The 9946-nt window shown below is 72.9% G+C and carries 9 protein-coding genes; 7 read left to right on the top strand and 2 right to left on the bottom strand.

Annotated features, from left to right (window positions below; all coding sequences use genetic code 11):
* The 5 genes from panD (at window position 1) to ACGFIR_RS25730 (ending at window position 5899) form a co-directional block, all read left to right on the top strand.
* Window positions 1-456, top strand: coding sequence for an aspartate 1-decarboxylase (gene panD / locus ACGFIR_RS25750; RefSeq protein WP_393006720.1), 456 nt, complete (start codon window positions 1-3; stop codon window positions 454-456).
* Window positions 443-1459 carry a 2,3-diaminopropionate biosynthesis protein SbnA gene (gene sbnA, locus ACGFIR_RS25745; RefSeq protein ID WP_393006718.1) on the top strand — a complete coding sequence of 339 codons (1017 nt, stop codon included), beginning with the start codon at window positions 443-445 and terminating at the stop codon, window positions 1457-1459. Before panD ends, sbnA begins: the two co-directional genes overlap by 14 nt.
* Window positions 1453-2454, top strand: coding sequence for a 2,3-diaminopropionate biosynthesis protein SbnB (gene sbnB, locus ACGFIR_RS25740; protein WP_393147609.1), 1002 nt, complete (start codon window positions 1453-1455; stop codon window positions 2452-2454). The genes sbnA and sbnB overlap by 7 nt, the downstream gene beginning before the upstream one ends.
* Window positions 2444-5620: an amino acid adenylation domain-containing protein gene (locus ACGFIR_RS25735; protein ID WP_393147607.1), complete on the top strand. Its 3177-nt coding sequence runs from the start codon at window positions 2444-2446 to the stop codon at window positions 5618-5620. Before sbnB ends, ACGFIR_RS25735 begins: the two co-directional genes overlap by 11 nt.
* A gap of 69 nt (window positions 5621-5689) precedes the next feature.
* Window positions 5690-5899: a response regulator transcription factor gene (locus tag ACGFIR_RS25730; RefSeq protein WP_393006712.1), complete on the top strand. Its 210-nt coding sequence runs from the start codon at window positions 5690-5692 to the stop codon at window positions 5897-5899.
* A gap of 25 nt (window positions 5900-5924) precedes the next feature.
* Here the strand turns inward: ACGFIR_RS25730 and ACGFIR_RS25725 are convergent, their stop codons facing one another.
* Together ACGFIR_RS25725 and ACGFIR_RS25720 are read right to left on the bottom strand one after the other, a co-directional pair.
* On the bottom strand, window positions 5925-6509 hold the full coding sequence (locus ACGFIR_RS25725) for a LuxR C-terminal-related transcriptional regulator (RefSeq protein ID WP_393006710.1): 585 nt from the start codon (window positions 6507-6509) through the stop codon (window positions 5925-5927).
* Window positions 6510-6704: 195 nt separating this feature from the next.
* Complete coding sequence (locus ACGFIR_RS25720) at window positions 6705-7382, bottom strand: hypothetical protein (protein ID WP_393006708.1); 678 nt, start codon at window positions 7380-7382, stop codon at window positions 6705-6707.
* A 932-nt stretch (window positions 7383-8314) separates the two neighbouring features.
* On the opposite strand from ACGFIR_RS25720, the gene ACGFIR_RS25715 reads away from it, so the two are divergent.
* On the top strand, window positions 8315-9262 hold the full coding sequence (locus tag ACGFIR_RS25715; protein WP_393147737.1) for an N-acetylmuramoyl-L-alanine amidase: 948 nt from the start codon (window positions 8315-8317) through the stop codon (window positions 9260-9262).
* 193 nt (window positions 9263-9455) lie between these two features.
* Entirely contained in the window at window positions 9456-9938 is a 483-nt protein-coding gene (locus ACGFIR_RS25710) for a cation:proton antiporter regulatory subunit (protein WP_393006706.1), read from the top strand.
* The last annotated feature ends 8 nt before the right edge of the window (window positions 9939-9946 follow it).

Below are 9946 nucleotides of genomic sequence, written 5' to 3'. Positions count from 1 at the left end.
GTGTTGCGCACCATACTGAAATCGAAGATCCACCGCGCGGTGGTCACCCAGGCCGACCTGCACTACGTCGGCTCGCTGACCATCGACGAGGATCTGATGGACGCCGCCGACCTGCTCGCCGGCGAGCAGGTGCACGTGGTGGACATCAACAACGGTGCCCGCCTGGAGACGTACGTCATCGCCGGGGAACGCGGCAGCGGGGTCATCGGGATCAACGGGGCCGCGGCGCGGCTGATCCACCCCGGCGACCTGGTCATCATCATCAGCTACGCGGCGATGGCCGACCCGGACGCCAAGGGGTACACGCCCCGGGTGGTGATGGTGGACGAGGCCAACCGGATGCTCGGCACCACCGACGACCCGGCCGAGGCGATCCCCGGCACCGCGACCGTCTCCGGGCACACCCTGCGGGCAGCTACGGAGCGCCGTAGCGGGAGCGAACATGCCCCCCGGTGAGACCGACGTCGGCGGGGTGCTGAACGCGATCGGCGGCTCCCCACTGGTCCGGCTGGACAAGCTGATGCCCGACGCCCCGTTCACCCTGTGGGCGAAGCTGGAGGCGCACAACCCGGGCGGCAGCATCAAGGACCGCTCGGCGTTGGGCATGCTGATCGACCGGCTCCGGGCCGGGCAGCTGCAACCCGGCCGGTCGGTGGTGGTCGAGTCCAGTTCGGGCAATCTCGGCATCGGGCTGGCCCAGGTGTGCCGCTACTTCGGCATCCGGTTCATCTGCGTGGTGGATCCCCGGACGAACGCGCAGAACATCGCGGTCATGCGGGCGTTCGACGCCGAGGTGGAGGTGGTGACCCGTACCGACCCCGCCACCGGCGAGTACCTGCCGCAACGCATCCGCCGGGTCCAGGAGCTGGTCGCGACCATCCCGAACGCCTGGTGGCCGGACCAGTACGCCAACCCGTTGAACCCCCGCGCCCACGAGACGACCATGCGGGAGATCGTCGAGGGGGTGCCCGCCCCGCTGGACTTCCTGTTCTGCGCGACCAGTTCCTGCGGCACCCTGCGCGGCTGCGCCGACTACGCGCGCCGGCACGCACTGGCGCTGACCATCGTCGCGGTGGACGCCGCCGGCAGCGCGATCTTCGATGACCATCCCCCGCGCAAGCGGCTCATCCCCGGCCATGGCGCGGGGATCCGGCCGAAGCTCTACCGGGACGGGCTGGCCGACAAGGTGGTGCACGTCGACGACCTGGACTGCGTGGCCGGGTGCCGCCGGCTGGCCCGCCGGGAGGCCATCCTCGCCGGCGGCTCGTCCGGCGCGGTGGTGGCCGCCGTGCGGCAGCTGCGCGACCTGATCCCGGCGGGCGCGACGTGCGCGCTGATCTTCCCGGACCGGGGCGAGCGCTACCTGAACACGATCTACGACGACGACTGGGTGACCGGGCACTTCGGCGACGTCGCCCACCTGTGGAGGGACCGGAGCATGAGCGTGCCGCCATGTTGATCGCATCCGCCGCCGAGGTCCGGCAGATCCTGGCCGGCCGCGAGGACGCCGTCCTGGACGCGGTCCGCCGCGCCTACGTCCTGCACGCGCGGGGGCGTACCGTGCTGCCGCACTCGGTGTTCCTGCGGTTCCCCGAGGACGCGCGCAACCGGATCATCGGGCTGCCCGCGTACCTGGGCGACGATGCGCCGGTCGCCGGCATGAAGTGGATCTCGTCCTTCCCCGGCAACGTCGACCGGGGGCTGGCCCGCGCCTCCGCCGCGATCGTCGTGAACTCGATGACCGACGGCCACCCGGTCGCGCTGATCGAGGGCGCCACCATCTCCGCCCGGCGGACGGCCGCCAGCGCCGCCCTGGCCGCCGGCGCCCTCGCCCCGCCGGCCGGCGGCGTCTCCCTGATCGGCTGCGGCGTGATCAACTTCGAGGTGCTGCGGTTCCTCCGCGCGGCGCTGCCCGGCCTGACGGAGGTGACCGTCTTCGACCTGGACGCCGGGCGGGCCGCCGCGTTCGCCCGGCGCTGCGCGCGGTGGGACCTGAAGGTACGCGTCGCCGGCGACGTCGAGGAGGCCCTCGGCGCCCACCCGCGGGTCTGCCTGGCCACGACGGCGGGCGTACCGCACCTGGGGCTGGCGCACTGCCGGCCGGGGGCACTCGTGCTGCACCTGTCGCTGCGCGACATCTTCCCGGCGGACATCATCACCGCCGTCAACGTGGTCGACGACGCCGACCACGTCTGCCGGGCGGCCACCTCGCTGCACCTGGCGGAACAGGAGACCGGCAACCGCGACTTCATCGCCGCCGGCATCGGCGAGATCCTGGACGGGGCGTCCTGGCGGCACGATCCGCACCGGGTCACCGTCTATTCGCCGTTCGGCCTGGGCGTGCTCGACCTCGCCGTGGCCGAGCTGGTACGGCGCACCGCGGAACGCGACGGCACCGGCACCCGGCTGCCGGACTTCCTGACCGTCCCGCCGGAGGACCCGGATGCCGACTGAGCCCGCCGTCGCACCCTGGAACGACACGGCCACGCCGTACCCGGGACAGCCGGCCCTGCACGAGCTGGTGCACGGGCAGGCGGCGCGCACGCCGGACGCCGTGGCCGTGGTCACCGAGCGCGAACAGCTCAGCTACGCCGAACTGGTGGGGCGGGCCAACCGGCTCGCCGACCAGCTGGTCGCCCGGGGCGTCGGCCCGGAGTCCCGGGTCGGGGTGTGCCTGCACCGGGGCGGCGACATGGTGGTGGCGCTGCTCGGCATCCTCACCGCCGGCGCCGCCTACGTGCCACTGGACCCGGATCACCCGCCCCGGCGGCTCGCCCTGCTGGTGGCCGACGCGGGGCTGCACACCCTGGTGGCCGACCCGGACCTGCCGACCCTCGCCGAGGCGGGCCGGAGCGTCGCCACGGTGTCGGTCAGCCGGGAGGGCACCGGCTGGCCGGCCCCGGCACCGCAGGTCGCCGTCGACGCGGAACACCCGGCGTACGTCCTCTACACCTCCGGCTCCACCGGCCGGCCCAAGGGCGTGGTGGTCCCGCACCGGGCCATCGTCAACCGGGTCCGCTGGGGGCTGGACGCGCATCCGCTGGGCCCCGACGACCGGGTGCTCCAGAAGTCCCCGTACGGCTTCGACGTCTCGGTGCCGGAGGTCTTCGGCACCCTGGCCGCCGGCGCGCGGCTGGTGCTGGCCCGCCCGGGTGGGCACCGCGACCCGGCCTACCTGGTCGACACGATCCGCCGGTACGGGATCACGGCCATCCACTTCGTACCGTCCATGCTGCGGGTGTTCCTCGCCGAGGTTCGCGACACCGGGGCCCGCCTGCCCAGCCTGCGCCGGATCACCTGCAGCGGCGAGGAGCTCACCGACGACCTGGTCACCGAGGCCGACGAGCTGGTCGGCTGCGAGCTGCTCAACCTCTACGGCCCGACCGAGGCGGCGGTGGAGGTCACCGAATGGCGCTGCCGGGCGGGTGAGCCGGTCAGCATCGGGCACGCGGGGGCGAACACCCGCACCCACATCCTCGACGAGCGCGGCGAACCGGCGGAGGTCGGCGAGCTCTGCCTGGCGGGGGTGCAGCTCGCCCGCGGCTACCTCGACCGGCCGGGGCTGACGGCCGAGAAGTTCGTTCCCGACCCGTTCGGCCCGCCCGGCTCGCGGCTGTACCGCTCCGGGGACCTGGCCCGGCGGCGGCCCGACGGCGCGATCGACTACCTGGGCCGGATCGACCACCAGGTCAAGATCCGGGGTCACCGGGTCGAACTCGGTGAGATCGACGCCGCGCTGCGTGCCGTCCCGGGGGTACGCGCCGCCGCCACGACGGTGCACGCCGGGCAGCTCGTCGGGTACGTCGTGGCCGGCACCGTCCCCGCCGTCCGGGTGCTCCGGGCCCACCTCGCCGAACGGCTGCCCGGCTACCTGGTCCCGTCGGTGTTCGTGGCCGTGCCGGCGTTGCCGGTCAGCCCGAGCGGCAAACTGGACCGGGCGGCCCTGCCCGCGCCCGACGGGCACCGGCTCGCCGACGGGGAGCGGGTCGCCCCGCGTACCGACGACGAGCGCCGGCTCACCGACCTCTGGGCCGAGGTGCTCGGCACCGGGCCGGTCGGGGTGCACGACGCCTTCGTCGAGCTGGGCGGCGACTCGCTGGCGGCCACCCGGGTCTGCTCCCGCGTCCGCCAACTGTGGGGCTGGTCGCTCTCCCCCGCCGACGTGCTCACCGCCACCGTGGCCGAACTCGCCACGCGGGGCACCGGCGGTGGTCCGGCGACCGGCGCGGGGGCCGCAGCCGCCGGGGCCCCGCCGTCGGCCGCACCGGGCGCCGACGCCGCCCGGCCGGCCGAAGGGTCGCTCAGCGCCGCCCAGCACCGGATCTGGTTCGCCGACCAGCTCGATCCGGGGTCGACCACCTACACGATCGTCGAGTCCTACCGGCTGCGCGGACCGGTCGACGTCGACGCGCTGCGCGCCGCCCTGGCGGACACGGTACGCCGGCACCCGGCCCTGCGGACCACCTTCGGGTCCCGGCGCGGCGTGCCGTACGCGCAGGTCGGGCAGGACGCCCGGGTGCCGATCGAGGTGCGCGCAGTGGCCGACGTCGCCGAGGCGGAGGCGGCCGTCGAACGGCTCGCCGCCGTGCCGTTCGCGCTCGCCGAGGGGCCGTTGCTGCGGGTCGCCCTGCTGCGGCTGGCCTCCGGGGATCACGTCCTGGCCGCCACCGTCCACCACATCATCGCCGACGACTGGTCGATGGACGTACTGTGGCGCGACCTCTGCCAGGCGTACGCGCGGCGCCGCCAGGGCCACGCGGAGGCCGTCGACCCGTTGCCGCCGGCCCCGCTCCCGCCGACCGACCCGGCCGACCTCGACTACTGGCGTCGGCACCTCGCCGGCGCGCCGTCCACCCTGGACCTCCCGACCGACCGGCCCAGACCGGCGCGCCCGCGGCCGGCCGGGGCCACCCTCCGGTTCGGTCTCCCGGCGGAGACCACCGCCGCGGTACGGGCCCTGGCCCGGGCCACCGGCTCGACCCCGTACATGGTGCTGCTCACCGCGTTCACCGTGCTGATCGGAGGGCTGGCCGGCCGCGACGACCTGGTGATCGGTACCTTCGCCGGCAACCGCGACACGGAGGAGGCCGGGAACGGCATCGGGATGTACGCCAACACCCTCGCCCTGCGGCTGCCCTGCCCGTCCGGGGCGACCTTCACCGACCTGCTGCGCCAGGTACGCGACGTGGCGCTGGCCGGGTACCGGCACCAGGGGTACCCGTTCGACCGGTTGGTGACGGCGCTGCGCCCGAAGCGCGACCTGCGCCACAACCCGGTGGTCCAGGTCGCCTTCCAACTTCTCGGCGACCTGACCGGTCGGCTCCGGCTCCCCGGGGTCACCGCCGAACCGTTGCGGCACGGCCAGGGCGGCTCCCCCTTCGACCTGCTGCTCACCGTGCGGGAGGAAGGGACGCGGCTGACCGGGTGGTTGCAGTACCACGGCGAGCTGTTCACCGCCGACCGCGCGGCTTCGATCGCCGACAGCTTCACCGGCATCCTCACGGCGGCGGTGCGCCGTCCCGACCAGGCGGTCGGGAGGTTGGCGCGGCAGTGGGTCGCGGTTTCCGCCGCGGAGAATGCGGGGGCGGCGGCCGACAATGTGGGTGAGGCGGCCCGATGAGCGGGCCGGTGGGCCGTTCCTAGCCTGGGCCGGAAGGTGCCACCACGCCCACCAGCCCAGGAGACGATCATGAGAAACGAGTCGAAGCCCGTACTCACCGCCCAGCAACTGCGGGTGCTCGAACTCGTCGCCGAGGGCTACGACAACGCGGGGATCGCGCGGGAGCTGCGCTGCTCACCGCACAGCGTGAAGAACATCATCTACGACCTCATGGCCCGGTTGCAGGTGTCCAACCGGGTCCATGCGGCAGCGTACGCCATCCGGCAGGGGCTGATCTGACTCGGATCAGCCCCTCGCGTCCGACTCAGATCAGCCCCTCGCGCAGGGCGCGCGCCACGGCGTGCGCCCTGTTGCGCACCTGCCAGCGCTGGGTGATCGTGTGCACGATGCCGGTCACGGTGCGGACCGAGTAGGCCAGCGAGCGGGCGATCTCCGCGGTCTCGTGCCCGTCGGCGAGCATGAGCAGCACCGCCCGCTCCCGCTTGGTGAGCTGCCGGGCCACCGGCCGTTGCGGCGCCCGGTCGCCGGCCCGGGTCAGCAGGTCCGACGGTACGGTGAAGCTGCCGCCGGCCGTCGCCCGGATCGCCGGGCGCAACCGCTCCGGGCGGGCCTCGCACCGGCGCAGCAGTCCGCCGGCACCCGCCTCCACGGCCTCGACCACATCCGACTCCCCCGTCGTGTCGGTCATCAGCAGCACCCGCCGGCCGGCGCGGGACAGCGAGCGCAACAGGACCAGCACGGCGTCGCTGACCTCGGCGGTCACCATCAGCACCACGTCCGGCCGGTCGGCCACCACGGTCAGCTCCGGGCAGGCCCGCACGATGTCGTCGACCCCGGCCCGTACCGCCGGATCGGCGGCGATGACCTGCACCCGTGTCTGCTCGTCCATGCGCACCACTCCTGGCTCCTCGTCGCTGACGGACGGCAAGGAGAATGTCACCGCGGCCCCGGCGACCGGTACGGGGAACGGCCCCCATATTCCCGCACCGGCAGGCGGCACGCCGCCGTCACCGGCGGCGTCCGCGAGGCCCCGGGTCCGGCCCGCCGCGCGGGGCGGGCCGGACACGCAGGGTCGGAGGGCCGATCAGCAGGTCTGGACCGGGCCCGACTTGTGCGTTCCGACCCGACCGACCACGGTCAGGTCGGTCAGCGCCGTGTTCGCGCCCCGGTGGATGTAGCACGAGTACCGGTGCTGGTTGATCACTTCCAGGTGGATGTGCGCGCCGCTGTCGCCGTTGACCTGGTAGCAGGTCGACCAGCGGAACCGGCCCGTCTCGCCGAGTTTGGTCCACGGGCCGACCGTCGCGCCGACGTAGATGCCGGCGGGCTTGTTGGTGACGTGCATGACGTCCGCCCGGCCGAGGATCTCGCCGGTGCTGGCGTCACGCGCCTCGAGCCCGATGCGGTATCCGCCGTCGGCCAGCTGCCCGGTGGCGCAGCCGGCCCTGACGGTGACCACCCGGACCGTCACGGCGTGCCCGGCTGCGGTCTTGGTGCCGAAGGGCGACACCACGGTCGCGCCCGGGTTGCGGTAGATGTCGACCGACCAGTCGTTGAGGTATCCCCAGTTCGAGAAGACCCGGTGGTGCCTCGCCGGTCCGGACACGCCGAAGCGGTCCCAGGTGGAGGCGCCCTGGATCGGCGGGTAGATGTTCACCGTGTCCGCGACGGCGTGGGCCTGAGCCGCCGGGGTGGGTGCCAGGGCCATGCCGATCGCGAGCAGGAGGCCCGCCGAGACGGCGGTGATTCTTTTCAGGTTCACGGTGTCTGCCTGCCAATTCAGGGGACGGGCGAGTGCGGCGCGGTGTCCCCGGCCGTCGCTCGCGCAACTGGTTCGAGGACGGCGTCCGGTTGGCCGGTTCGTGGACGGCCAGCCGGACGACCGGCTGGATGTTAACGCTCAGATATGCAAATGTCGCTATTTCCCGCCGGAGTTAGGGGTGCCGCTCGTCCCGACGCCCACCCGGTGAAGGAATCCTTCGCCAACAAGAAGCTCGGCGCAAGGTCTCGACATAGACGAACGTCGAGCTATATGGTACGGCGAACCGGGCGGCGTGATCACGGTCGCCCCTTCGCAGTCGATGAGGAGTGACGGTGACTGTGCGGAGACCCTCACGCCGGGTGAGCCAACTGCTCGGCGGGGCAATGATCCTGACGATCGGGCTGACCGGCCAGCCGGCCCAGGCCGGGCCCCAGCAAGACACGAAGACGCTCGCCGTCGCCTTCGACCAGGCGGCGGCCCGCTCCGACGTACCGCGCGACCTGCTCGCCGCGCTCGGATACGCGGAGACCCGGCTGGACAACCACAACGGCGAACCCAGCGCCTCCGGCGGGTACGGCGTGATGCACCTGACCAGCAACCCGAAGGTGCAGACCCTCGACGAGGCCGTGCGCCGTACCCGGTTGGACCGTGCCGAACTGCGCAGCCGCGACGCGGCGAACGTCACCGGCGCGGCGGCGGTGCTCCGCTCGTACGCCGACCAGGCCGGGCTGACCCCGACGCAGCGCGACGACGTCAACCAGTGGTACGGCGTGATCGCCCGCTACGGCGGCTCGTCGGACAAGGCCACCGCCCGGCTGTACGCCGACGCCGTGTACGACCTGCTCGCCAGCGGCTTCAGCGCGACCACGGCCACCGGCCAGGTCACCGTGGCCGGCCGTTCGGTCGCGCCCCAGCGGGGCGAGTACGCCGACGTGGCGCCGGTGGGCGCCGCCGACATCGGCATCCAGAGCACCGACTACGGCCCGGCGGCCTGGGTGCCGGCGAACTCGTCCAACTACACGGTGTCGAGCCGCGAGTCGTCGTACCCGATCAACTACATCGTCATCCACACCATGCAGGGCAGCTACTCCGGCTCGATCAGCTGGTTCCAGAACGCCGCCGCCGGCACCAGCGCGCACTACCTGCTTCGTTCCTCCGACGGAGCGGTGACCCAGATGGTGCGGGACAAGGACGTCGCCTGGCACGCCGGCAACTGGACCTACAACACCCAGTCGATCGGTCTGGAGCACGAGGGCTACGTCGACAACGCCTCCTGGTACACCGACGCGATGTACCGGTCATCGGCCGCGCTGACGCGGTACCTGTGCGACAAGTACGGCATCCCGAAGACCCGCAACAACATCATCGGTCACAACCAGGTGCCGGGCGCCACGCACACCGACCCGGGTCCGAACTGGAACTGGACCTACTACATGCAGCTCGTCACCGGCACCACCACGCCGCCGCCCTCCTGGTCGACCATCGTGGACAACACCACCGCCGGCCGGTTCACCGCGAGCGCGAACTGGGGCACCTCGACGTACTCGTCGCAGCGCTACGGCACCGACTACCGGTTCGCCGACCCGGTCGCGGCCAGCGACGTCGCCTGGTACAAGGTGAACATCCCGGCCACCGCCACCTACCGGGTGGAGGCCTGGTACCCGGCGGTCGCCGGTTACAACGCCACCACGCCGTACGTCGTGGTGACCAGCAGCGGCAACCAGACAGTCAACGTGAACCAGTCAGCCAACGGTGGTGGATGGCGCTCGCTGGGCACCTTCACCCTGGCCGCCGGGGACGCCAACAAGGTGGGTGTCAGCCGGTGGTCCGGTAGCACCGGCTACGTGATCGCCGACGCGATCCGCATCACCCGCGTCTAGCACCGCAACACCGACCGGCCGGTGATCCGGCGGCCACGTGTACGAGCGAGGGTCCCCTGCCAGCGCGCCTGGCAGGGGACCCTCGCCCACGTCGGCCGGCTGCCGTCGAGAACGCCGCCCGCCGCGGCGGCGTGGCCTAGTCTGGAGGTCGAGGCGTCCGGCCGCGGCGCACCCGTCCACGGGAGGCGGAGACGTGAACCTGGAGAGGACCCGGCTCTTCGGTGTCGGAGTGTCGTACACGTTCACCACCGGGGCGGGCCAGCGAGGCGCAGTGATCGTGCACGACGACGGTCGACGCGACATCGTGCTCTACGACTCCGACGACCCCGAGCGGGTGCGGTACACGTTGGCGCTGGAGGGCGCGGAGCCGCGGACGATCGCCGAACTGCTCGGTCTCCCCCTGGTGATGGACCACCTGACGGAGTTGACGCCGCCGATGGACGGCGTCGAGACCGTACGCCTGCCGATTCCCGCCCGGTCGCCGTACCTCGGCCGCCGGCTCGGTGACACGCGCGCGCGGACCCGCACCGGCGCGTCGATCGTCGCCGTGGTCCGGGACGACCGCGTGATCCCGTCGCCGGATCCCGACTTCACCTTCGAACCCGGCGACTCGCTGGTGGCCGTCGGCGGCAGTACGGGCCTCGCCGAGCTCCGTGAGCTGTTCGTCAGCGGCTGACACGGCCC

It is taken from the genome of Micromonospora sp. NPDC049051, from assembly GCF_043197575.1.
Classification (GTDB): domain Bacteria; phylum Actinomycetota; class Actinomycetes; order Mycobacteriales; family Micromonosporaceae; genus Micromonospora.
The sequence above is the reverse complement of the archived record's forward strand: the minus strand, read 5'-3'. Positions and strand labels throughout refer to the sequence as shown.

Bases quoted from the DNA above. Each gene is read 5' to 3' on its own strand.
- sbnA (WP_393006718.1), top strand. From the start codon at position 443: ATGCCCCCCGGTGAGACCGACGTCGGCGGGGTGCTGAACGCGATCGGC.
- sbnB (WP_393147609.1), top strand. From the start codon at position 1,453: ATGTTGATCGCATCCGCCGCCGAGGTCCGGCAGATCCTGGCCGGCCGC.
- ACGFIR_RS25735 (WP_393147607.1), top strand. From the start codon at position 2,444: ATGCCGACTGAGCCCGCCGTCGCACCCTGGAACGACACGGCCACGCCG.
- ACGFIR_RS25730 (WP_393006712.1), top strand. From the start codon at position 5,690: ATGAGAAACGAGTCGAAGCCCGTACTCACCGCCCAGCAACTGCGGGTG.
- ACGFIR_RS25725 (WP_393006710.1), bottom strand. From the start codon at position 6,509: ATGGACGAGCAGACACGGGTGCAGGTCATCGCCGCCGATCCGGCGGTA.